The sequence below is a fragment of the Streptomyces sp. NPDC059355 genome, assembly GCF_042752335.1.
GTDB lineage: Bacteria > Actinomycetota > Actinomycetes > Streptomycetales > Streptomycetaceae > Streptomyces.
On the sequence record NZ_JBHYXN010000001.1, the window covers coordinates 220,448 to 242,005 of the forward strand.

20 protein-coding genes are annotated in these 21,558 nt (G+C 74.4%); 9 read left to right on the forward strand and 11 right to left on the reverse strand.

Annotated elements, in window-relative coordinates; genetic code table 11:
- Positions 1–30: 30 nt before the first annotated feature.
- Entirely contained in the window at positions 31–570 is a 540-nt protein-coding gene (locus tag ACFXGI_RS00965) for a GNAT family N-acetyltransferase (protein ID WP_384701311.1), read from the reverse strand.
- A gap of 147 nt (positions 571–717) precedes the next feature.
- On the opposite strand from ACFXGI_RS00965, the gene ACFXGI_RS00970 reads away from it, so the two are divergent.
- The 3 genes from ACFXGI_RS00970 to ACFXGI_RS00980 all read left to right on the forward strand — a co-directional run bounded on the left by ACFXGI_RS00970 (position 718) and on the right by ACFXGI_RS00980 (position 3,100).
- Complete coding sequence (locus ACFXGI_RS00970; RefSeq protein ID WP_384701314.1) at positions 718–1,245, forward strand: DUF5134 domain-containing protein; 528 nt, start codon at positions 718–720, stop codon at positions 1,243–1,245.
- A 91-nt stretch (positions 1,246–1,336) separates the two neighbouring features.
- Positions 1,337–2,275, forward strand: a complete 939-nt coding sequence (locus ACFXGI_RS00975) for a M56 family metallopeptidase (RefSeq protein ID WP_384701318.1) — start codon at positions 1,337–1,339, stop codon at positions 2,273–2,275.
- Between the two features lie 183 nt (positions 2,276–2,458).
- Positions 2,459–3,100, forward strand: a complete 642-nt coding sequence (locus ACFXGI_RS00980) for a TetR/AcrR family transcriptional regulator (protein ID WP_384701321.1) — start codon at positions 2,459–2,461, stop codon at positions 3,098–3,100.
- Between the two features lie 11 nt (positions 3,101–3,111).
- Here ACFXGI_RS00980 and ACFXGI_RS00985 read toward each other — a convergent pair whose 3' ends face one another.
- The gene (locus ACFXGI_RS00985; protein ID WP_384701324.1) at positions 3,112–4,599 is read right to left on the reverse strand and encodes an LVIVD repeat-containing protein; all 1,488 of its coding nucleotides are present in this window, start codon (positions 4,597–4,599) and stop codon (positions 3,112–3,114) included.
- A 92-nt stretch (positions 4,600–4,691) separates the two neighbouring features.
- On the opposite strand from ACFXGI_RS00985, the gene ACFXGI_RS00990 reads away from it, so the two are divergent.
- Positions 4,692–5,360 carry a DUF305 domain-containing protein gene (locus ACFXGI_RS00990; RefSeq protein WP_384701327.1) on the forward strand — a complete coding sequence of 223 codons (669 nt, stop codon included), beginning with the start codon at positions 4,692–4,694 and terminating at the stop codon, positions 5,358–5,360.
- A gap of 52 nt (positions 5,361–5,412) precedes the next feature.
- The gene (locus ACFXGI_RS00995; protein ID WP_384701330.1) at positions 5,413–6,780 is read left to right on the forward strand and encodes an FAD-dependent oxidoreductase; all 1,368 of its coding nucleotides are present in this window, start codon (positions 5,413–5,415) and stop codon (positions 6,778–6,780) included.
- 31 nt (positions 6,781–6,811) lie between these two features.
- Here the strand turns inward: ACFXGI_RS00995 and ACFXGI_RS01000 are convergent, their stop codons facing one another.
- The 3 genes from ACFXGI_RS01000 to ACFXGI_RS01010 all read right to left on the reverse strand — a co-directional run bounded on the left by ACFXGI_RS01000 (position 6,812) and on the right by ACFXGI_RS01010 (position 9,824).
- Positions 6,812–7,159 (reverse strand): ArsR/SmtB family transcription factor, encoded by a 348-nt coding sequence (locus ACFXGI_RS01000; protein ID WP_384701332.1) that lies wholly within the window; start codon positions 7,157–7,159, stop codon positions 6,812–6,814.
- Positions 7,160–7,248: 89 nt separating this feature from the next.
- The gene (locus ACFXGI_RS01005; RefSeq protein ID WP_384701335.1) at positions 7,249–8,385 is read right to left on the reverse strand and encodes an NADH:flavin oxidoreductase/NADH oxidase; all 1,137 of its coding nucleotides are present in this window, start codon (positions 8,383–8,385) and stop codon (positions 7,249–7,251) included.
- A gap of 80 nt (positions 8,386–8,465) precedes the next feature.
- The gene (locus ACFXGI_RS01010) at positions 8,466–9,824 is read right to left on the reverse strand and encodes a wax ester/triacylglycerol synthase family O-acyltransferase (protein WP_384701819.1); all 1,359 of its coding nucleotides are present in this window, start codon (positions 9,822–9,824) and stop codon (positions 8,466–8,468) included.
- A gap of 216 nt (positions 9,825–10,040) precedes the next feature.
- Here ACFXGI_RS01010 and ACFXGI_RS01015 point away from each other — a divergent pair, with 216 nt between their 5' ends.
- The 3 genes from ACFXGI_RS01015 (at position 10,041) to ACFXGI_RS01025 (ending at position 12,872) form a co-directional block, all read left to right on the forward strand.
- The gene (locus ACFXGI_RS01015; RefSeq protein WP_384701339.1) at positions 10,041–11,144 is read left to right on the forward strand and encodes a WD40/YVTN/BNR-like repeat-containing protein; all 1,104 of its coding nucleotides are present in this window, start codon (positions 10,041–10,043) and stop codon (positions 11,142–11,144) included.
- Between the two features lie 11 nt (positions 11,145–11,155).
- Positions 11,156–11,842, forward strand: coding sequence for a uracil-DNA glycosylase (locus tag ACFXGI_RS01020; protein ID WP_384701342.1), 687 nt, complete (start codon positions 11,156–11,158; stop codon positions 11,840–11,842).
- Positions 11,843–11,951: 109 nt separating this feature from the next.
- A complete protein-coding gene (locus ACFXGI_RS01025) occupies positions 11,952–12,872 on the forward strand; it encodes a sirohydrochlorin chelatase (RefSeq protein ID WP_384701345.1) in 921 nt (306 codons plus the stop codon).
- Between the two features lie 90 nt (positions 12,873–12,962).
- On the opposite strand, the gene ACFXGI_RS01030 is transcribed toward ACFXGI_RS01025, so the two are convergent.
- The 6 genes from ACFXGI_RS01030 to ACFXGI_RS01055 all read right to left on the reverse strand — a co-directional run bounded on the left by ACFXGI_RS01030 (position 12,963) and on the right by ACFXGI_RS01055 (position 20,772).
- On the reverse strand, positions 12,963–14,039 hold the full coding sequence (locus ACFXGI_RS01030; RefSeq protein ID WP_384701348.1) for a lactonase family protein: 1,077 nt from the start codon (positions 14,037–14,039) through the stop codon (positions 12,963–12,965).
- A 58-nt stretch (positions 14,040–14,097) separates the two neighbouring features.
- Complete coding sequence (locus ACFXGI_RS01035; RefSeq protein WP_384701351.1) at positions 14,098–15,234, reverse strand: nitric oxide synthase oxygenase; 1,137 nt, start codon at positions 15,232–15,234, stop codon at positions 14,098–14,100.
- 227 nt (positions 15,235–15,461) lie between these two features.
- Positions 15,462–16,955 (reverse strand): FUSC family protein, encoded by a 1,494-nt coding sequence (locus tag ACFXGI_RS01040; RefSeq protein ID WP_384701822.1) that lies wholly within the window; start codon positions 16,953–16,955, stop codon positions 15,462–15,464.
- 285 nt (positions 16,956–17,240) lie between these two features.
- Positions 17,241–17,882, reverse strand: a complete 642-nt coding sequence (locus tag ACFXGI_RS01045; protein WP_384701354.1) for a class I SAM-dependent methyltransferase — start codon at positions 17,880–17,882, stop codon at positions 17,241–17,243.
- A 100-nt stretch (positions 17,883–17,982) separates the two neighbouring features.
- Positions 17,983–20,133, reverse strand: a complete 2,151-nt coding sequence (locus tag ACFXGI_RS01050) for an FUSC family protein (RefSeq protein ID WP_384701357.1) — start codon at positions 20,131–20,133, stop codon at positions 17,983–17,985.
- A gap of 45 nt (positions 20,134–20,178) precedes the next feature.
- On the reverse strand, positions 20,179–20,772 hold the full coding sequence (locus tag ACFXGI_RS01055; RefSeq protein WP_384701360.1) for a histidine phosphatase family protein: 594 nt from the start codon (positions 20,770–20,772) through the stop codon (positions 20,179–20,181).
- Positions 20,773–20,823: 51 nt separating this feature from the next.
- On the opposite strand from ACFXGI_RS01055, the gene ACFXGI_RS01060 reads away from it, so the two are divergent.
- Entirely contained in the window at positions 20,824–21,555 is a 732-nt protein-coding gene (locus ACFXGI_RS01060; protein WP_384701363.1) for a YoaK family protein, read from the forward strand.
- The last annotated feature ends 3 nt before the right edge of the window (positions 21,556–21,558 follow it).

The window sequence follows — 21,558 nt, forward strand, 5'->3', positions numbered from 1 at the left end:
GGTGTCCCGCTCCCGGTTTCCCTCTCCGCGCTACAGCGGCTTGACCAGCAGCTCGAAGGCCAGGTCGTCGCGGAGCGGGACGCCGAAGCGCTCGTCGCCGTAGGGGAAGGGGCTCAGTTCGCCGGTGCGGCGGTAGCCGCGCCGCACGTAGTACGCGATGAGCTCCTCCCGTACGTTCACCACCGTCATCCGCATCTCCTTGGCGCCCCACGTCTCGCGGGCGCGGCGCTCGGCCTCGGTGAGGATCTCCTTGCCGAGGCCGCCGCCCTGCAGCCCCGGACGGACCGCGAACATCCCGAAGTAGGCGTGGTCGCCGCGGTGTTCGAGCTGGCAGCAGGCGACGAGCTCGCCGGCGCGCTCGACGACGAGCAGGACGCCGTCGGCGCCGCCGATGACCGCGCGGACGCCCTCGGGGTCGGTGCGCTGCCCGTCCAGGACGTCCGCCTCGGTGGTCCAGCCGGCGCGGCTGGCGTCTCCGCGGTAGGCGGACTCGACGAGAGCCACCAGGTCCGGTACGTCCGCCTCCACGGCACTGCGGAAGTTCAGGGCGGTGGGGTGAGCGGTCGACATCGGGGGGCTCCGTTCAGCTCAGCGGCATATGACATGCCCGGTGCGGCAAGGAGAGCCTAACCCGGGGCGGCGTGCGGGCGTCCGGGCCGGGGCATCTCTTCCCGTGACGCCGACGAACCGGGAGGTTCCGCCGTGCACGGTCCCGCCATGTCCCTTCCCGCTTCCCTCTCCGCGTGGCTGCTCGTCCTGCTGTGCGCGGCGAGCGGTGCGTACTGCCTGCGGCGGGCGGGCAGAGCGGAGCGGGAGGCCCGCGGCGGGGCGGCGGGCGAGGCGCTGATGGGGTTCGGGATGGCGGTGATGGCCGTGCCTCCGGGCGTCGGTCCGTGGGGGCCCGGGATCCTGCTGGCCGTCTTCTGCGGGGCCGTGCTGCACGCCCTGTGGCTGCTGCGGGGCGGGGTGCACCACGCACACCACCTGGTCGGCTCGCTGGCCATGGCGTACATGGCGCTGACGATGACCGCCGGGCACGGGCACGGTGGTGGGCCGCCGCTCGTCACCGGGGCACTGCTCCTCTATTTCGCGGGGTACGTGCTGCTCGGCGGGGCCCGGCTGGTGACGGAGGGCGGGGGTGCGCAGCCGGTCGCGGGCGGGCCGTCCGTGAAGCCCGCGGAGCTGACGCGGGCGTGCCGACTCGCCATGGGGATCGGGATGTTGGCGATGCTCCTGAGTCTGTGAAGCTCCGGGCCGGGGTGGACAAACGTGTCCTGCGTCACCAATCCCGAAAGGCCGTACCGGCAGGTAGCCCCGCGCTCATAGGCTGGCGGACATGATGGTCCCCGCCGCACTCCTGTTGCTCGGCGCACTGACCGCGGTGCTCGCTCCCCGTCTGCTGGCCCGGGCCGATTGGCCCGAGCGGGAGCCCGTCGTCGCCTTGTGGGTGTGGCAGTGCGTGGTGGGCTCGGTGCTCCTGTGCTTCGCCCTGTCGATGCTGCTGAGCGCGGCCGCCGCCTGGCTGGCGGTCCGGGGCCGGCTCTTCGCGGCGGCCCCGCACGGGGTGGTCGACGCGTACGCCCTGGGTCCGACCGGCGGCCCGTGGGCCGTGGGGACCGCGCTGGTGCTGGCCGGCGGCGGGCTGTGGACGGGGGCCCGGCTGACCGGGGAGGTGCTGCGGGCCCGGGCCCGGCGCCGGGCGCAGGGCGCCGAACTGCTCGTACGGGCGCCGCTGCTGCCCGGGGAGGACCCGGCCGGGGCTCGGCTCGTGGTCCTGGAGGGGGAGCGGCCCGACGCGTGGTGGCTGCCGGGCGCCGCCCCTCAGCTGGTGGTGACCACGGCGGCGCTCGGACGGCTCAAGGGGAGCCAGCTGGACGCCGTACTGGCGCACGAGCAGGGGCACGCGCAGGCCCGGCACGACTGGCTGCTGCACTGCTCGCGGGCGCTGGCCGGGGGATTCCCGCAGGTGCCGGTGTTCGCGGCGTTCGAGGCGGAGATGCACCGGCTCGTCGAGCTGGCCGCCGACGACGTGGCCTCGCGGCGGTTCGGGAGGCTGACGATCGCGCTGGCGCTGGTCGGGCTCAACGAGGACCGGGGGGTGTTCGGGCCCTGCCCGAGCCCGCAGCCGCACGTGTCCGAGCGGGTGCGGCGGCTGCTGTCGGCGGCGCCGCGGCTGTCGGCGGGCCGTCGGCTTCGCCTCACGGCACTGGCCACACTGGTCCCGGCCGTCCCACTGGTGGTGGCCCTGATGCCGGGCCTGAGCGCGCTCGCCTGATCCACCGGGTCTGCTCGCGATCCACCGGGCCCGCTCGCGCCCGCCCGGTTGCGGACAGGCCGAAAGCGGTCGTTGCCCCGAGGTTTGGAAGTCCCTGCTCTGGGTGATCCCCCGCGTCACCCAGAGCAGGCGACCCCGTGCGCTGAGTATATTGGCTGGGAGCCAGTCAACGCAGGAGTAAGCATGTCCCCGCGCAGCGCATCGGTCAATGAAGAATTGCGCAGACGTTCCCGGGAGCGGCTGCTCCAGGCCACGGTCGAACTCGTCGCCGAGCGCGGCTACGAGGCCACGACGCTCGGCGACATCGCCGACAGGGCGGGCGCGGCCCGCGGCCTGGTCTCGTACTACTTCCCGGGCAAACGCCAGCTCCTCCAGTCGGCGGTGCACCGGTTGATGCACCTGAGGCTGGACGCCGCCCTGGAGCGCGAGCCGCGCAGCGACGACGGCCGCGAGCGGCTCGCCCGCGCGATCGACGCGATCCTCGGGCTCGCCCGGGACGAGCCGCTGCTGATGCGGACGCACATGGCGGGCATCCTCCAGGCCGAGGGCTTCGTGCAGTGCCCGGAGCAGCGGCGGCTGGCGGAGCTGCTCCGGGACACGGTCACGCGGTACGGATCGGCGGACGTGGACACCGACTACCCGCTGCTGCGGGCTCTGCTGATGGGCGCGGTGGTCGCCGTCCTGCTGCCGGGGGCTCCGATGCCGATGGCGCGGCTGCGGGCGGAGCTGTTCCAGCGGTACGGGCTGGAGTGGGAGCTCGGCTTCCCGCCGGACGGCGGGCCGCCCGGCGCAGCGTTTCCCTCGGCGGGTCCCTCGGCGGGCTAGTGCACCTCGGGTCAGTGGTATTCGGGCTGCGTCTGGACGTTCAGCCGGTCCATCCACACCCACTTGGCGCTCTCGGTGCGCCAGTCGTCGATCCGCAGCACGTCGAGGCCCTTGACGATGTCGTTCGAGTAGACGTACCCGTTGTAGTAGTACGCCGACCAGGACCCGCCGAGTCCGAGCCGGTCCGTGGTGAGCGGGCCGCGCTCGAAGTAGCCGATCTCCTTGGGCCGGGCGGAGTCGGTGAAGTCCCACACCGAGACGCCGCCCTGGTACCAGGACTGGACCATGATGTCGCGGCCGCCGCCGACCGGGATCAGCGAGCCGTTGTGGGCCACGCAGTTCTCGGTGTCGGCCTGCAGGCGCGGGATCTTGAAGTAGCTGCGGAAGACGAGTTTGCGCTGGTCGCCGCGGCCGGTGATGTCGTAGATGCCGTCGGCCCCGCGGTTCGGGCCGGTGGCCTCGTTGCAGGTGGCGCCGCCCCCGCCGCCCAGCTCGTCGGTGAACACCACCTTGTCGGCCTTCTCGTTGAAGGTCGCCGAGTGCCAGAACGCGAAATTCACGTTGTCCTGTACCCGGTCGATCACCCGCGGCTGCTCGGGCTTGCTGATGTCGAAGAGGATGCCGTCGCCCATGCAGGCGCCGGCGGCCAGCTTCTTCGACGGCAACACGGTGATGTCGTGGCAGCCGGTGGTCTTGGTGACCCCGGGGTTGGCGGCCCCGCCGGGGTTGCCGCCGTCCGGGAAGAGGACGGGGAAGGCCACGACGGCCGCCTGCGTCGGATGCTTCTTCGGGACCTTGATCACGGAGATGCCGTCGTGCGGCGGTTGGCAGTCGGGGAACGCCTCGTTCGGCGAGTAGGAGGACACGTAGAGGTAGATGTCGCGCTCACCCGGCACCAGCGTGTGGGTGTGGGAGCCGCAGTTGGTCTCGACGGACTTGATGTACTTGGGGTTCTTCTTGTCCTTGATGTCGAAGATCTTGATGCCCTCCCACGAGGACTTCTCGGTCGCGGGCTGCGAGACGCTGTTGCAGGAGTCGTCGCTGCGCGAGGAGTCGGTGGAGAGGAAGAGCAGGTCCCCCTGGACGGAGACGTCGTTCTGGCCGCCGGGGCAGAGCACCTGGCTGACGGTCTTCGGGGCCTTCGGGTTGCCGATGTCGTAGATGGTGAAGCCGTTGTAGTTGCCGGCGTAGGCGTACTTGCCCTGGAACGCCAGGTCGGTGTTGATGACGCCCGGATAGGTGCTCGGGATGTTGGCCAGGTGCTTGACGTTGGCGCTGTGCACGATCTCGTCCTGGCCGGGGATCTCACCGGGGGCGAGTACGCGGCCGCCCGCCGCCGGGTCCGCGCCCCGCACGGAAGCGCTGCCGGGCGATAACTCCCCGGGATCGGGGGTGGCGGCCGCGGGACCGGCCGCGAACAGCGTGGTCAGCAGCCCGGCCGCGGCCACGGCCGCTCCCAGGCTCCTGTGCCGCACTCTGGTGGTGTGCTTCGAGGTCACTGCGCCCTCCCAGGGGAATCCGATCGGTTCCGCTCGTGACGGGAACGTGCCCGCCGGGGTACTGGAGCGGACCCCGGCAGTATGTTCCCTTCATGGACATGGCAAAAGGGTCACTCGGCCGGACGACCGCGGCGGCCGTGGCCGCCGGGATCCTGCTCGCCCTGGCCGGCTGCGACGGCGGGGACGGCGGCGGCGGGTCGAAGGACGGCGGCGCGGCGGTCATCGCCCCCGGCAGACCGGGCGAGAAGGCCCGCACCCTCTCCCCCGGGGAAGCCGCGAAGGCGCAGCCGGACGACAGCCCCAATGCGGCCGACCGGGCCTACGTGCGGCACATGGTCGAACACCACCGGCAGGCCCTCACCATGAGCGCGCTGGCCCCGGAGAGGGCCTCGGCGGACGGGGTCAAACGGCTCGCCGAGCGCATCTCGGCCGCCCAGAAGCCCGAAATCGGCGCCATGGAGAAATGGTTGGCCCGCTACCCGGCGCCCTCCGGGGCCCCGGCCGCCGGCCACGACCACGACCACGACCACGGCGCGATGCCCGGCATGGCGACCGAGCAGCAGCTGAGCCGGCTCGCCGCGGCGAAGGGCCCCGAATTCGACAGGCTCTTCCTCACCCTGATGACCGCCCACCACGAGGGCGCCGTGAAGATGGCGGGCGAGGCGCTGGCCGCCGGGAACAACGGCGCGGTGGAGGAGATGGCCAACGAGGTGGTGGCCACCCAGACCGCCGAGATCCACCGGATGCGCGCGATGGGCTGACGGCCGCCGGACCCGGTGGCATGCTGGGAGCACCTGCGGGAGGAGCTCCGCCGTGCTTCGTGTCGCCGTCGTCGGTTCGGGCCCCAGCGGGGTCTACGCCGCTCAGACACTCGTACAGCAGCGTGAGGTGCCCGGCGTCCGCGTCGACGTACTGGACCGGCTGCCGGCGCCGTACGGGCTGGTGCGCTACGGGGTGGCCCCCGACCACGAGAAGATCAAATCGCTCCAGGGCAGCCTGCGCACCGTGCTGGAGGACGAACGGATCCGCTTCCTCGGCAACGTCGAGGTCGGCGGGGAGCACCTGAGCACCGCACGGCTGCTGGAGCTGTACCACGCGGTGGTGTACTGCGTGGGCGCGGCGCGCGACCGGCTGCTCGGCATCCCCGGCGAGGAGCTGGCCGGAGTGCACTCCGCGACGGCTTTCGTCGCCTGGTACAGCGGGCATCCGGACGCCGTGGCCGAGGCCTTCGACCTGCCCGGAGTGGGCTCGGCGGTGGTCGTCGGAGCGGGCAACGTCGCGGTGGACGTGACGCGGATGCTGGCCCGGGGCGAGCCGGAGCTGGCCCCGACCGACATGCCGCAGCCGGCCCTGGGCGCACTCGCGGACAGCGGGGTGCAGTCCGTGTCGATGGTGGCCCGACGGGGGCCCTCGCAGGGCAAGTTCACCACCAAGGAGCTGCGGGAGCTGGGCACGCTGCCGGGTGTGGCCGCCGTCGTGGACCCCGCCGAGCTGGCACTCGACCCCGCGTACGCCGACCAGGGCGCGGCCGCCGCACTGCCCGCGGTGGCCCGGCGCAACCTGGAGGTGCTGCGCGGCTGGGCCGGGCAGGACCCTGGCGCGGCGCAGCGCCGGATCGACCTGCGGTTCTACCTGCGCCCGGTGGAGGTGCTGGCCGGCCCCGGCGGCCGGGTCGCCGGGATGCGCTTCGAGCGGACCGCCCCGGACGGCCGGGGCGGGGTCACCGGGACGGGCGCGTACGAGGACGTCGAGGCGCAGCTGGTGCTGCGCTCGGTGGGCTACCAGGGGGTTCCGCTGCCCGGTCTGCCGTTCGACCCGGTCAGGGCCACGGTCCCGCACGCCGCGGGCCGGGTGCTGCGCGAGGGCCGGGCCTCGGTGGGCGAGTACGTGGCGGGCTGGATCAAGCGCGGCCCGACCGGGGTGATCGGCACCAACCGGCCCTGCGCCAAGGAGACGGCGTCCTCGCTGCTCCAGGACGCGCCGGCGCTGGCCCGGCGGGAGCTGCCGGGCGACCCGCTGGACGCGCTGCGGGCGGCGGGGCTGCACCCGGTGGAGTGGCCGGGCTGGCTGGCGATCGAGACGGCGGAGGCCGATCTCGGGCGCTCGCTGGGCCGCCGCTCGGTGAAGATCCCGGACTGGCCGGGCCTGCTGGCCGCGGCGAACGCGGCCGCGGGCGCCTGAACCGGGCCGGGCCGGTGCTCGCGGACACCTCTCAGCCGGCCCGGCGGGCCTCTTCCGCGGCGGCCGCCGCGAGCACGCTGTCGAGCAGCCCCGGGAACAGGCCCTCCAGCTCCGCGCCGCGCAGGCCGTTCATCTTCGCCGTCCCCCGGTAGGCCTGGCGGACCACACCGGCCTCCCGCAGGACGCGGAAGTGGTGCGTGGTCGTCGACTTGGTGACCGGCAGGTCGAAGTACGAGCACGCCAGCTCGTCCGGGGTGGCCGCGAGGTCCCGCACGATGGACAGCCGGATCGGGTCCGACAGCGCGTGCAGCACCGCTTCGAGCCGGATCTCGGCGAGCCCGGGATGGGCGAGCGTGCGGGTGGTGGCCGTATCCGTCACGTCTGCCCTCGTCTCGCCCGGCTCCCCTGCTTGTACGAGAGCCACCGTAGTACATCGACTGCCACCCGAAGGACCGGCAGCGGGCCCGGCTACCAGGCGCGGTGGTACGAGACGGGCACCCGTACCCCGGCGCCCGCTTCGAGGGCCCGTTCGGCGCCCAGGGCGGCGGCCGCGGTGCGCGCCCAGTACGGGTCGCGCAGCAGCTCGCGGCCCAGCAGGACCGCGTCCGCCTGCCCGTCGGCCAGGATCCCGCCGGCCTGCCCCGGCTCGGTGATCAGCCCGACGGCGGCCACCGGGAGGCCGGTCCGGGCCTTGACCTCGGCCGCGAACGGCACCTGGAATCCGGGCGCGGCCGGGATGTCCGCCTTGGGGGCCATGCCGCCGGTGGACACGTCCAGGAGGTCCACGCCGCGGCCTTGCAGCAGTGCGGCCAGCCGGACCGTGTCCTCGGAGGTCCAGCCGGTCTCCTCCAGCCAGTCGGTGGCGGAGATCCGGAAGAACAGCGGGAGCTCCTCGGGCCACACCGCCCGTACGGCGTCGACGACTTCGAGGGCGAGGCGGGCCCGGTTCTCGAAGGAGCCGCCGTACGCGTCGGTGCGCCGGTTGATCTGCGAGGAGAGGAACTGGCCGATGAGGTAGCCGTGGGCGCCGTGGATCTCGACGACCTCGTAGCCGGCGGCCAGCGCGCGCCGCGCGGCAGCCGCGAACTGGCCGGTGATCTCGTGGATCTCGGCGGCCGTCAGCTCGTGCGGCACCGGGTCGCCCTCGGCGAACGGCACCGGGCTCGGGGCGCTCGGCAGCCAGCCGCCCGCCTCGGGGCTGACGTATCCGCCGCCCTCCCAGGGCCGGCCGGTCGAGGCCTTGCGCCCGGCGTGGGCGATCTGGATGCCCGGGACGGCGCCCTGGGCCTTGATGAAGGAGGTGATCGGGCGCAGCGCCTCGACCTGCGCGTCGTTCCAGATGCCGAGGTCGTACGGCGAGATCCGGCCCTCCGGGGAGACTGCGGTGGCCTCCTGGAGGATCAGCCCGGTGCCGCCCACCGCGCGGGCGGCGTAGTGGGCGAAGTGCCAGGCGTGGGCCACGCCCGCGTCCGGACCCGAGGCCTCGGCCACGTACTGGCACATCGGCGCCATCCAGACCCGGTTCGGCGCGGTGACCGAGCGCAGGGCGAAGGGCGCGAAGAGGGCCTCGGCGTGGGTGGCGGGGGCGATGGGGGCAGCACTCATGAAGGACTCTCCGGAGGTGGCCGGGCACGCCGCGGATCGGCGACTTGTACGAGAGTCAGCGTACTACGATTCCTTCCGTACTACGAGACCTCTCGTACAAGCTCGTCGAGCTCGGCGCGCAGCGCCTCCGCGAGGGCCGCCAGATCCGGTACGGCGGCCGCGTCGGCGACCAGGCCGTAGTGGACCGTGCCCTTGTATGTGGAGACCGCGACCGCGAGGGAGTGGCCGCGGGCGAGCGGGGCCAGTGGATAGACCTCCCGGACCCGGCTGCCTCCGAGCGAGAAGGTGAAGCCGGGCAGCGGGACGCTGGTGACCAGGATGTCGAAGAGCATCCGGGCCGCCTGGGCGACCAGGGGGCCGCCGAGCCGGTGGCCGAGCGGGTGGACGTGGTCGGCGAGCAGGGCGACGGCTCCGGCGCCGCGGGCGGGTCCGGCCTCCTTGTTGCGGTCCATGCCGAGCCGCACCCGGTCCAGGCGCAGCAGCGGGTCCGGCTCCGCGAGCGGGAGCCGGAGCAGGTAGCCGGAGAGCCGGTTGCCGTACTTCGCCGCACCGCCGGGCCGGCGGCGGGATACCGGTATCAGGGCGCGCGGGCCGGGCCCCTCGGGCTCCGGGTCGCCGCGGCCCAGCAGCCAGCGCCGCAGGGCGCCGGCCACGAGGGCGATCAGCACGTCGTTGACGGTGCCCCCGGCTACCTTCCGGATGCGGTTGACGTCGTCGAGGTCGAGCGCGAGGCCGGCGACCGCGCGGGTGCCGGTCCGCGCCGGGGCGGCCGTCAGGGCCGCCGGGACCCCGAGGGGCAGTCCGGCGCGGGCCACGGAGGCGCCGATCTCCAGGGCCTGGCCGACGTCCTGGACCCGGGCCGCCAGCATGCCGGGGAGGCTGCGCAGGGCAGAGCCGGCCGTGGGCTGCGGATCCGGGACCGGGCGCGCGGGACCCCGTGCGGCCGGGCCCTCGTCGAAGAGCATGGCGGCCAGCGCGAGGGCCCCGAGTCCGTCGGCGAGGGCGTGGTGGAACTTGAAGAGCACCGCGAAGGAGCCCGGATCGGGTCCGGCCAGGACGTGCGCCTCCCAGGGCGGCCGGCCCCGGTCCAGCGGCCGCGCCATGAGGGGCCCGGCGGCGGCCCGCGGGTCGGGGGTGCGGACGAGGAACACGTGCCGGGCGGCGTCGAAGTCCGCGTCGGGCGACCAGGCCGCCGCGCCGATCGGCAGCAGCACGTCGTGGATGCGCCGGCGCAGGCCGGGGACGGTGGCGCAGCGGGCGGCGAGCAGTGCGGCGGCGCGGACGGCGGGGTCCGGGCCCGCGTCGGGGCCCGGACCGGCGCCGGCGGCGTCCTGCGGGGCGGGTTCGAAGACCACGAGGGCGCCGAGGTGCATGGGGTGGGCGGCGGATTCGATCCGCCAGAAGGCGAGGTCGAGCGGTGACAGGTGCTCGGTGGGCACGTATTGCCTCTCGCGTGCGGTGGCAGAGGTGGAAGTCAACCCCTTTCGGCCTCCTACGATCAAGTAGCCACCCTTTGAATACGCCTGTTGATCGATGCCGACCGACTGCTCGGAGCACCGGATCGGCGGACCGGCCGCTGTCGGTGGCCGGGTGCAGACTGGCGGGAACGGTACGCAGCACGACGGCCGGGACGACGAAGTCCGGAGGTGTCGATCATGTCGGATGTGATCCTGCTCGCGGGGACCCGCAAGGGGCTGTTCATCGGCCGCAGGCGCGGCGAAGGCCCCTGGGAGCTCGACGGGCCCCATTTCAACGCCCAGGCCGTGTACGCCGTCGCGGTCGACCGGCGGGGCCCCGTACCCCGGCTGCTCGTCGGCGCGGACAGCTCGCACTGGGGGCCCTCCATGTTCAGCTCCGACGACCTCGGGGCGAGCTGGCACGAGCCCGCCGCCCCCGCCGTGAAGTTCCCGAAGGACACCGGGGCCTCCCTGGAGCGGGTCTGGCAGCTGCATCCGGCCGGCCCCGAGGCGCCGGACGTGGTGTACGCGGGGACCGAGCCCGCCGCCCTGTTCCGCTCGACGGACCGCGGGGAGTCCTTCGAGCTGGTCCGGCCCCTGTGGGAGCACCCGAGCCGCGGGAGCTGGGTACCGGGCGGCGGCGGTGAGGGGCTGCACACGGTGCTGACGGATCCGGCCGACCCCGACGAGGTGATGGTGGCGGTCTCCACCGCCGGGGTGTTCCGGACCCGGGACGGCGGCGCCCGCTGGACCCCGTCCAACGAAGGCGTCTCGGCGGTGTTCCTGCCGGATCCGCATCCGGAGTTCGGCCAGTGCGTGCACAAGGTCGCCCAGGACGCCGGGGACCGGAAGCGGCTCTACCTGCAGAACCACTGGGGCGTGTACCGCAGCGACGACGGCGGGGCCCGGTGGACCGACATCGGCGCCGGCCTGCCCTCCGACTTCGGCTTCGCGGTGGCGGCGCACCCGCACCGGCCCGACACCGCGTACGTCTTCCCGCTCAACGCCGACTCCGACCGGGTCCCGGCGGAGCACCGGTGCCGGGTGTTCCGCACCCGGGACGCGGGCGCGACCTGGGAGCCGCTCACCCGCGGGCTGCCGGCCGGGGACCACTACGGGACGGTGCTGCGGGACGCCCTGTGCACGGACGACGGGGACCCGGCCGGGGTCTACTTCGGCAACCGCAACGGCGAGTTGTACGCCAGCCACGACGACGGGGACAGCTGGCGGCTCATGGCCGAGCACCTGCCCGACGTCCTGTGCGTCCGGGCGGCGGTCGTCCCGCGCCCGATCGGCCAGTAGAGTGACTCGCCGTGGCAGCACGACCGTTGAACGAGATCGTCGAGCCGGGCTGGGCCCGGGCTCTGGAGCCGGTGGCGACGCAGATCGCCGCGATGGGCGACTTCCTGCGCGCCGAGATCGCGGCCGGGAGGACGTACCTGCCCGCCGGGGCGAACGTACTGCGCGCCTTCCAGCAGCCCTTCGACGAGGTGAGGGTGCTCATCGTCGGCCAGGACCCGTACCCCACCCCGGGGCACGCGATGGGCCTGTCCTTCTCCGTGGCGCCCGAGGTCAGCCCGTGGCCGCCCAGCCTCGACAACATCTTCCGCGAGCTGTATGCCGACCTCGGGGTGCCCCGCCCGGCGAACGGGGACCTGACCCCGTGGGCCCGGCAGGGCGTGCTGCTGCTGAACCGTGCGCTGACCACCGCCCCGCGCAAGACCGGGGGCCATCGGGGCAAGGGCTGGGAGGCCGTCACCGAGCAGGCCATCCGGGCGCTGGCCGCGCGCGGGAAGCCGCTCGTTTCGGTGCTGTGGGGCAGGGACGCCCGCAATCTGCGGCCGCTGCTCGGCGAGTTGCCGGCCGTGGAGTCCGTCCATCCCTCCCCCATGTCCGCCGCCAACGGTTTCTTCGGCTCGCGGCCGTTCAGCAAGACCAATGACCTGCTGGTCCGCCAGGGAGCCCAGCCGGTGGACTGGCGGCTTCCGGCCGCAGGTTGACCTTTCGGTTGAACGGTATACGACATTCCCTGGATAAATACGGACAGAAGCCGCCCGTTGAGGCCCTGCCCGAACACTCGGTTCCGATAAGCCAGTAGCATGCGGCGCCATGAGCTCCCCCACTGGGCCCGCGAATGGCCTGCCCGTACGAATGCCGCGTCCCCGCCCTGCCGGACGGCACCGCCGACCCGAGCCCGCGGTGGCGCCCGAGGGCGCGCCCGCGCTGGTGCTCGCCGTGCCCGGTGCCCCTTCCGCCGCCTCTCGGGGGCTCGCGGAAGAGATCGTCAGCATCGGCCGCTCCGAGCTGCCGGGCCTCGACGCCCGCATCGGCTTCCTCGAGGGCGATGACGCCGACGGCTCCGAGTTCCCGGCCCTCTCCCGTGTCCTGACCTCGGTCGCGGCCGAGCGCATCGCCCGCGCGGAGTTCGCGCGCGCCGCCGGCCACGAGGTACCCGCGCCGACCGGCCCGGACGCCGTGGTCGTCCCGCTGCTCGCCGGCACCGACGCCGACCTGCTGCGCCGGATGCGCCAGGCCGTCATGGACTCCTCGGCCGCCGTCGAGCTGGCCGAGGTGCTCGGCCCGCACCCGCTGCTCGCCGAGGGCCTGCACGTACGGCTCTCCGAGGCCGGTCTGGCCCGCGCCGACCGCGCCCGGCTGTTCACCGTCACCACCGCCGCCGACGGCATCATCGTGGCCACCACCGGTGGCGACGAGGCCGTCCAGGCCGCCGCGGTCACCGGCATGCTGCTGGCCGCGCGCCTCGCGGTGCCGGTCAAGGCCGCCGCGCTCGACCAGGAGGGCTCGGTGGCCGCGGTCGCCGAGCAGCTGCGCAGCGAGGGCTCGACGCAGCTCGCGCTGGCTCCCTACCTGATCGGCCCGGAGGCCGCCGAGGGGCTGCTGGACACGGCCTGCAAGGAGGCCGACTGCGCGGCCGCCGAGGTGCTCGGGGCCTACTCGGCGCTCGGCAAGCTGGTCGTCACCCAGTACTCCGCGGCGCTCGGCCTCGCCCAGGGCGCAGCCGCCCACTGATCCCGCACGGATCCGCTCGTACGAGGGCCCGCGCCCGGGTTTCGACTCCCGGGGCGCGGGCCCTCGTCCGTGCTTGCGCGTACGGCCGGGTCAGGCGAAGACCACGCAGGCCGCGGCGGGCACCGCCACCGAGCCGGCCCGGCGCGGCCTGCCGGTGAGCGGGTCCACGTCGAACCAGGTGACGTCGCCGGAGCGCTCGTTGGCGGCGTACAGCCGGCGCCCCGAGGGGTCGGCGGCGAGGTCCCGCGGCCAGCTGCCGCCGCAGTCCACGCTGCTCGTGAGCTGCGGCTTCCCGGCCCCGTCGGCGAGCGAGAGGGTGGCGATGGCGTCGGCGCCGCGCACGGCCGCCCACACGAAGCGGCCGTCGGGCGAAGCCACCACGGCCGAGGGGTAGGCCCGTACGGCCCCCGGAGGGGCCACAGGCGCGACCGGAACCTCGACGATCGGTTCCAGTTGCCCGGAGTCCGCGTTCCAGCGGCAGACGGTCAGCTGCGGCTCCAGCTCGTGCAGCACGTAGGCCACCTCGCCGCCCGGGTGGAAGGCGAGGTGGCGCGGGCCCGTCCCGGCGCGCAGCGCGGTCTCGCCGTGCAGGCGCAGCGCCCCGGTGGCCGGGTCCGGCGCGCAGACCCGGACCGAATCGGTGCCGAGGTCCACGCTGAGCACCCAGCGGCCGCTCGGATCGGGCAGCACCTGGTGGGCGTGCGGCCGTTCCTGGCGGCTCGTGTCGGGGCCGGAGCCCTCGTGCGCGAGGACCGAGGGGGGCCCGGAGAGGCTGCCGTCCGCGGCGAGGGGCAGGCTGCTGACGCTGCCGGAGCTGTAGTTGGCGGTCAGCAGCCGGCGTCCGGCCACGCTGAGGTGGGTCGGTCCGGAGCCGCCGACGGGGACGGCGGGGCCGAGTGCGGTGAGGCCCTCGGGGGTGGGCCGGAAGGCAGCGGCCGCGCCCCGCTCCGTCTCGCTCACGGCGTAGAGCACCCCGGCGGCCCGGTCGAGGGCGAGGTACGAGGGGTCCGCGACCGCGTCGGTGGCGGAGAGGAGGGTCAGCGCACCGGTCGCCGGGTCCACGGCCGCGGTGGTGATGCCGCGGCCGCCTCCCGAGGTGAACGAGCCGATGTGGGCCCGCAGTCCGCCGCTCCGGCCCCTGCCGTCCGCGCCTTCGGTGCCGTCCACAAGATCCCCTCTCCACCGTCCGGATCGATCCGTGCGGAGCCGACGGTAACAGAAGGGTCTAGACCAGATCCCGTCCTTGGGCCCGTTCCTGCGCACCCGGGTGGTGCACGTACGCCGTCGAGCTGGGCCGGTCCTCGTACGTGCGGTGGAAGACCGGGGTCGCGGAGCCCGAGATCGGCGGCACGATCCAGGACCAGTCGGCGCCCACCTCGCGCCCCTTGCGCTCCTCTCGCTCCATGTGGCTGAGGAAGCGCCGGGATTCGGTGTGGTGGTCCGCGATGGTGACCCCGGCCCGGTCGAAGGAGTGCAGCACGGCCCGGTTGAGCTCGACGAGCGCGCGGTCCTTCCACAGCGAGCGGTCGCTGGCGGTGTCGAGGCCGAGGCGCCGGGCGACGGCGGGGAGGAGGTTGTACCGGTCGGTGTCCGCGAGGTTGCGGGCGCCGATCTCGGTGCCCATGTACCAGCCGTTGAAGGGCGCGGCCGGGTAGTGGATGCCGCCGATCTCCAGGCACATGTTGGAGATGGCGGGTACGGCGTGCCAGCGCAGCCCCCAGCCCGCCCAGCCGGCGTCGTCGGGGTGCTCGATCGGGACTTCCAGCACGGCGTCCGCGGGGGTGTCGAACCAGCGGGGCTTGTCGTCGGCGCCCTGGACCACCAGCGGCAGCAGATCGAAGGGGGTGCCCGCGCCCCCGGTCCAGCCGAGGCCGAGCAGCGCGCTGGTGAGCGGTGCGTTGCGGGCGTCGCCCACGGTGACGGAGTGGTGGTCGCCGTAGCCGGCGTACCGGACGAGCTGCTCGCTCCAGATCAGCGGGCCGGGGCGGTCCGGGGCGTCCGGGGCGAAGACGGTGATGGTGGGTCTGACCCGGCCGCCGTTGGTCGCGTCGCGCAGGTGCTCGAAGCACTCGGCGGCTATCTCGTCGGCGTCGGTGAGATCGCGGCGGTCGCGCACCCGCAGCGAGTTCCAGTACAGCCTGCCGATACAGCGGTTGCTGTTGCGCCAGGCGACACGAGCCCCGTGGACGAGCTCCTGCGGGGTGTGCCGGTAGCTTCCGGTGTCCGCGAGCTCGGCCCGTACGGCGGCGAGCCGGGCCCGCGGATCACCCGCCTGCGGACTCTCCCGGTGGAAGAGTCGGATGAACTCCTCGGCCGCTTCCCACACTTGGGCTGTGGTCGAGCGCTGTTGAAGTATTTCCATCCCGGGCGGTTACCCCCTGTCCGACCAGATCCACCCTTGCGTGCCGGATGAACGTGCTACCAACAGACACCCGTTGTACATGCCGCAGGTCAGCGGGATACCGCACGTGCGGCCGGAACAACTCCACCGGGTGATCTTCGGGCCATTGCCCTGCGGAGGGGGCCTGACAGGGCGTAAGATCCGCCGCCATCAGGGCCCTGACCTCGTGGATCAGGCGCGGGGCGGGGTCAGGCGCCGACGGCGAGGGGGGCGCGCGGGTCGGTGCGCAGGGGGGTGTGCAGGGCGGCGAGGGCGTGCTCCAGGCCGTGCAGGTGCGCGAGGGCCGGTTCCGATCCGGCCGGCCGGGGGTGGACGGGAACGGCTCGTTCCGTCGCGGCCCGCGGGGCGGTCAGCGCCTCGACGGCGGTCTCCACCCGCCAGCAGGCGGCGGCGAGGCGGGCGTCGTGCGAGGCCTGCGGGTCGGCGGCGACGGCCGCCAGTCCGCGCACCTCTCGGGCGCAGTCGTCGAGCAGCGCGAGGACCTGGCGGGCCCGGGCCTTGCGGGCGCGCAGCGGGCTCAGCGGGTGGACGAGGGGCGCGAGGGCCATGCGCACCCGGGCCAGCAGCAGTTCGAGTTCGGCCGCGTGCGGGGCGGGGTCGGCGTCAGGGTCCCCGGCGAGGCGGTCGAGGGCGGCCGCCGTGGAGGCCCGTACGCAGTGCAGGGCGCGCTGGATCCAGGCGTCGTTGGCGGCGTGCGTGGTCACCGGGAGGACGAGCACCACGGCGAGGGCCGCGCCCAGCGCGCCGATCGCGGTCTCCTCGAAGCGAAGGAGCAGCAGGCCGGGGTGGAGGACGCCGAGGAGTCCGTAGAGCAGTCCGGCCATGACGGTGACGAAGAACATCATCCAGGAGTACGAGGGCGCCGCCGTGTAGAAGATCCCGAAGACGCATACGGCGACCAGGGCCGCGGTGGGCGCGGGCGCGCCGTGCAGGGGTACGGCGATCAGCAGCCCGGCGGCGATGCCGACGACCGTGCCGACGACCCGGCGGAACCCGCGGACGAGGGTCTCGCCGCGGGAGGCGGTGTTGACGAAGATCCACCAGGCGGTGCCGACGGCCCAGTACCAGCGGTCGTCGGAGAGCGCCTGGCCGATGCCGAGCGCGAAGGCACAGGCGGCGGTGGCCTGGAAGGCCTGCCGCGTGGTCGGCCGGGCCAGGCCGGTGCCGGGCAGGCCCGGCGGCGCGGCCGGCGGCGGGGTACGCCGCTCGATCGGCCAGAAGACGAACCGCACCGCTCCGGCGGAGAGCAGCGACAGCCCTACGGCGGCGTACAGCTCGGGCAGCTGGGCGGGTACGGCGTGCAGGAACTGCGTGACGAAGAACATCATGAAGCCGAAGATCCCGAGGGCGTGCCCGCGCGGCCCCCAGCGGCGGGCGTAGACCCCGGCGAACACGACGGCGAGGAAGGCGGCGTCCCGGGCGAGCGGCGTCCCGTGGAGGGTGGTGGCCAGCGCGAGGACGGGGAATCCGGCGGCGGGCAGCAGGGCGCTGGTCACCCGCTGGGCCCGCACGGTCGGGTCGAGCACGGTGAACAGGGTCAGCAGGGCCGCCAGTCCACCGGTGATGGAGGCGGTGAGGGAGAGGCCGCAGACCTCGGACACGGCGACGGCGAGCCCGATGCCCAGCACGGCCCGCAGCGAGTTCCGCATTCTCAGGCGCCCCGGATCCGGAGCCACGAACATCCTCTTCACGGCGGTGTGCCGCCCCCCTTGCAGTGGTGCGCGCCGGCCCGGCGTCCGCCCGGGGGTGGTGGGCGGCAGGCGGGCACGGCGAAGGCACCGCGCTCCGGACCGGCCTCGTTGCCGCCCGGCGCTGCGCGGCGCCGTAAGTACATGGATACGACACAGATAAGCATCCGGAGGCCCACTGGCTCAACACAGCTCCGCATCACTGGTCCATTGGCCCAGTACCGGAGGGTATTTTTCGGCCACCCGCGGCCAACGGACCAGCGCCCGGCGCCCGCCCGCTCAGGCGGGGCGGCGGGCGTGGCAGAAGAAGTGCTCTTCCGGCTCGGCGCCTTCGGGGCGGAACAGCGCGGTGTGGTGCTCCACCACCTCCAGCCCGGCCTCGCCCAGCAGCCGCAGGTGCTCCGCCGGGGAAAGGCTGCTGACGGTGACCTCGTGGCCCATCCACACGATGTCGAGGTCGCTGATGTCCCCCGGCACGGTGCCCAGTACGAGGAACCCGCCGGGCGCCACCCATGAGGCCATCCGCGGCAGGGCCGCAGCCACCTCCCGCTGGCCCATCACGAGCAGCGGGAAGAAGGAGCACACCGCGTCGAAGCCGCCCTCCGCGGGCGTGTACGTGCGGACGTCGGCCTGCTCGAAGCGGGCCTGCGGGACCCGGGTGCGCGCGAGGTCGACCATGTGCGCCGAGACGTCGATGCCGGTCACCGCGCAGCCCGCCCGTGCGAGCACCTCGGCGGTCGGCCGGCCCGTACCGCTGCCCACGTCCAGTACGCGGGCGCCGGGGGCGAGGCGGGCGGTGAGCCAGTCCAGTGCGGCGAGCTGTCCGGGGACGCGTGCGAACACCTCCTCGTACCGTCCGCCGACCTCGTCGAAGACCTCCGCCGCGGATGTGCCGCGCTTGTTCGGCTCCCCCACCGTCACCCTCGCTCCGTGATCTGCGCCGCCCGGCCGGCCCGGACGCCGTGGAGGTTCTGCCCGGGCGGGCGGCCGGGAAACGGCCGAAACGGCGCGGCCCGGACGCTCACCCCGGGACGCGGGCCGCGGCGCGGCCCGCGTCGATGAGCTCCAGGTCCGCCGTCAGGGAGTCCAGCCAGGCCGTCGTGGCGAAGTACGCGAGCCCGGCGTCGGGCGGCGCCGCCTCGCCGGGCGCGGGCAGTGCGTCCGGCAGGAGGGTTCCCGAGCCGCCCGGTGGGCGGACCTCCCGGCTCTTGTACGGGGTGTCGGCGACCGCCGCCGCGCGGCGCAGTCCGGCCGCGACGCGGCCCGCGTATTCCTGCAGCCCCGCCGCCTCGCCGCGGGCGAGCGGTGTCCCGTCCGCGCTGCCGAGCACCCGGCCGCCGCCCCACAGCACGTGATGCCCGGTCATCAGCGCGGCCTGCCAGTCGGGGCCCGGACCCGCCGGGCGCTGCGTCTCGGCCTGGTACTGGGCGTACGCCGACTCGGCCATCACCAGCGTGACCCGGACCCGGTGCTCCTCGTCTCCGGGCGGCTCCGCGGGCCGCCCCGGCGCCGTGACCACGGCAGTGGTCGACTCGACGTCGTCGGCGCAGGCGCGCAGCATCCCGGCGACCGCCCGGCCCAGTTCGTCCTGGGCCCCGCGCGGCCAGGCGAGCAGCCCGCACACGATGCCGATCGAGCTGCCGATGAGCACGTCGAGGAAGCGGACCTCGGCCAGCTGCCAGGTGACCCGGGACAGCTGGGCGAAGACGACGGAGACGACCAGCGTGAACAGGGCCTGCGACCAGCCCACGCCCCGTACCGGCCCGACGGTGAACGTGAACAGCATCAGCGGCACGAGCGCGATCGCGTACACGGTGGTCTCCCCGCCGGCCAGGGCGAGGACCGTGCCGGCGGCGAGTGCGCCCACGCACGTGCCGATGAGTGCGCTGCGCACCGTGCCCCGGGTCTGCACGGCGGTGGTCCGGGTGAGGCTGACGACGGCGAGCATCGCCCAGAAGCCGTGCGGAAGGGAGTCGATCCCGGCCACGGTACGGGCCACGGCGAGGGCCAGTGCGATCCGTACGGCGTTCTGAAAGTACACCGAGCGCGGCCCGGTGTGGGCGGCGAGCCGGTGCCACCAGAGGCGGACGGCGCTCTGCCGGACGTACCAGAACCGGTCCGCCGCGTCCGCGTCCGGATGCGCCCCGCGCCCGTGCACGGCGATCTCCGCCGCGGTGCGCAGCGCCACGGCGGCGTCCGCGACCTCCAGCAGGGCGGCCTGCCGGCGGCGGGACTCGGGCAGGTCGGCGGGGGTGCGGGAGTTCCGGGCGCGCAGCCGGAGCAGTTCCGCCGAGTCCGTGGCGGGCGGCCGCCCGTCGTGGAGCAGGGTCGCGGTACCGCACGCCGATGCGCGGACCGCGTCGAGGAGGTCGATCCCCGCCCGTCTCGGCTCCCGCCCGGCCGCCGGCCCGGGCAGGTTCCGCAGCCGGGAGAGCAGGGTGCGCGCGGTCAGTCCGGTGTGGACGAGGGCCCGCTCGCGCAGCCCGGGTCCGGCGGGCCGCTCCGCCTCCGGGACGCGGGAGGAGCGCAGTGACTCGGCCGCCGCCCGGGCGCGGTCGGACGCCGGAACGGTCAGTACGTACGGCGGCCGCTGCAGCGCGGCGGCGCACCGGACCGCCTCGGCCACGGCGCCCGCCGCCCGCTCCGCGTACGTGGGCACGCGGGGGTCGGGCAGCATCCACGCCTCGGCGATGATCAGCAGGAGGAGGCCGGTGAGGGTGCCGCCCAGCCGCTCGCCGAGGGTGTGCGGGAGGTACGGCGGGAAGCTCGGCAGGATGTAGAGCAGCTGGAGGCCGGGTGCGGCGCCCGCCGCCCGCGGTCCGGCCGCCGCGGAGAAGGCCAGGCAGAAGCCGACGACCGCCATGCCGAGGACGGCGCTCCAGGTCCGCACGGCGAGGAAGGTGCCGAGGGTCACCAGGAAGCAGGCCACCGGGAGCAGCCTGACCATGACGGCGGCCCGCTGCCGTCCGGTGCCCGGGATCCGGGCGAGCCCGGCCAGGGAGACGGCGCCGAAGAGCGCGTACGTGGCGCCGACCGGGCGGTCGAATCCGTACAGGAACACGAAGAAGCCGGTGCAGGAGGCGAACGTGGTCCGGACGGCGCGGCGCGCGGCCGCCGGCACCGGGCCGGTGCCCGTCCGGAGTTCCCGTTCGAGTTCCCCAAGGGCTCGCACGGTTTCAGAATCCCACGCGGACGGCCGCGGGACCTGGGGACGGGCTCAGGGGTGGGTGTTCCAGCCCGCGATCACCGGGAGGCCGTGTTCGGTGGACAGGACGCTGACGGTGCCGGTGCGCAGGAGGAAGAGCCGGCCGTCCTGCGGGGGCAGGCCCAGATAGCGGGCGGTCAGGACGCGCAGGAAGTGGCCGTGGGCGACGATGACGGCATCGCCGCGGTCCTCGGCGAGGACCGCGGCCGCCCGGGCCAGGGCACGGTCCGCGCGGGCGCCGACCTGGGCGGCGTTCTCGCCGGGGTGTTCGGCGTCGCCGGGCGGGACGCCGTCGGTCCACAGGGACCAGTGCGGCCGGGTCCGCCGGATCTCGGCCGTCGTGACGCCCTCGTAGCCGCCGTAGTCCCATTCGTACAGGTCGGGGTCGGTGACGCCGCCGCTCAGTCCGGCGAGTTGGGCCGTGGCGACGGCGCGGCGCAGCGGGCTGGTCAGCACCAGGGCGAAGTGCCGGTCGCGGAAGTACGGGGCCAGCGAGATGGCCTCCTCGACCCCGGCCGCGGTCAGCGGGATGTCGGTCCGTCCGGTGTGACGCCCGTCGGCGCTCCATGCCGTCTCACCGTGCCTCACCAGCAGCAGGTCGCTCATGCTCCGGACCCTAAGCCCTTCGGCATGTCGGCGCCGGAGGATTTGCACGGCATGTCACTGTCGGGCGTCATGGACGTGAGCACGCACCCGTCACGGCTGCCGCCGTTGACGGCGCTGCTGGTCGTACTGACCTTCGTGACCGGGATGATCGAGGCGGTCAGCCTGCTCGCCCTCGGACCGGTGTTCACGGCGATGCAGACCGGCAACGTGCTGTTCCTGGCTTTCGGGGCCGTACGGGAGGGGAGCCTGCCCGCCCTGGCTCCCGCGGTGTCGCTGGCCGCCTTCGCCTTCGGGGCGGTGTGCGGGGCCCGGCTCGAAGGCGCGTCGGAGGCGCTCGGGCGGCGCTGGTTCGTGATCGGCCTGGGGATCGAGGGAGGCCTGATCCTGGTCGCGGCGGGGGCGGGCTGGAACCTGGCGTCCCATTACGGGGCGCCGACCGGGCGGCACATGGCGGTGGCGGCGGTGCTGGCCGCGACGATGGGCATGCGCAATGTCACGAGCATGCGGGTGAACGTGCCCGGGCTGCCGACCACTCTGGTCACCCGGTCCATGACCTCCTTCCTCGGCGGTTCGGCCCTGGGGCAGGACGGCGCTTTCGGGTACGGGACGGGAGCCTGGGTGCGGCGGGCCGCGGCGGTCCTCGCGATGTTCGCGGGCGGGATGGCGGGGGCGCTGCTGGTGCGGGCCGGCTGGCCGGTGAACTGGCTGCTGGTGCCGCCGGGCGCCTTGGTGCTGGCGGTGGCCCTGGCCTACCTGCCCCAGCCCAGGCTGCACGCGCTCTGAGCC

What these genes read in the sequence shown, in the direction of transcription:
- ACFXGI_RS01025 (WP_384701345.1), top strand. Translation starts at nt 11,952, where the DNA reads ATGAGCTCCCCCACTGGGCCCGCGAATGGCCTGCCCGTACGAATGCCG.
- ACFXGI_RS01035 (WP_384701351.1), bottom strand. Translation starts at nt 15,234, where the DNA reads ATGGAAATACTTCAACAGCGCTCGACCACAGCCCAAGTGTGGGAAGCG.
- ACFXGI_RS01060 (WP_384701363.1), top strand. Translation starts at nt 20,824, where the DNA reads ATGTCACTGTCGGGCGTCATGGACGTGAGCACGCACCCGTCACGGCTG.
- ACFXGI_RS00965 (WP_384701311.1), bottom strand. Translation starts at nt 570, where the DNA reads ATGTCGACCGCTCACCCCACCGCCCTGAACTTCCGCAGTGCCGTGGAG.
- ACFXGI_RS00980 (WP_384701321.1), top strand. Translation starts at nt 2,459, where the DNA reads ATGTCCCCGCGCAGCGCATCGGTCAATGAAGAATTGCGCAGACGTTCC.
- ACFXGI_RS00970 (WP_384701314.1), top strand. Translation starts at nt 718, where the DNA reads ATGTCCCTTCCCGCTTCCCTCTCCGCGTGGCTGCTCGTCCTGCTGTGC.
- ACFXGI_RS01005 (WP_384701335.1), bottom strand. Translation starts at nt 8,385, where the DNA reads ATGAGTGCTGCCCCCATCGCCCCCGCCACCCACGCCGAGGCCCTCTTC.
- ACFXGI_RS01015 (WP_384701339.1), top strand. Translation starts at nt 10,041, where the DNA reads ATGTCGGATGTGATCCTGCTCGCGGGGACCCGCAAGGGGCTGTTCATC.
- ACFXGI_RS01055 (WP_384701360.1), bottom strand. Translation starts at nt 20,772, where the DNA reads ATGAGCGACCTGCTGCTGGTGAGGCACGGTGAGACGGCATGGAGCGCC.
- ACFXGI_RS00990 (WP_384701327.1), top strand. Translation starts at nt 4,692, where the DNA reads ATGGACATGGCAAAAGGGTCACTCGGCCGGACGACCGCGGCGGCCGTG.
- ACFXGI_RS01040 (WP_384701822.1), bottom strand. Translation starts at nt 16,955, where the DNA reads ATGTTCGTGGCTCCGGATCCGGGGCGCCTGAGAATGCGGAACTCGCTG.
- ACFXGI_RS00975 (WP_384701318.1), top strand. Translation starts at nt 1,337, where the DNA reads ATGATGGTCCCCGCCGCACTCCTGTTGCTCGGCGCACTGACCGCGGTG.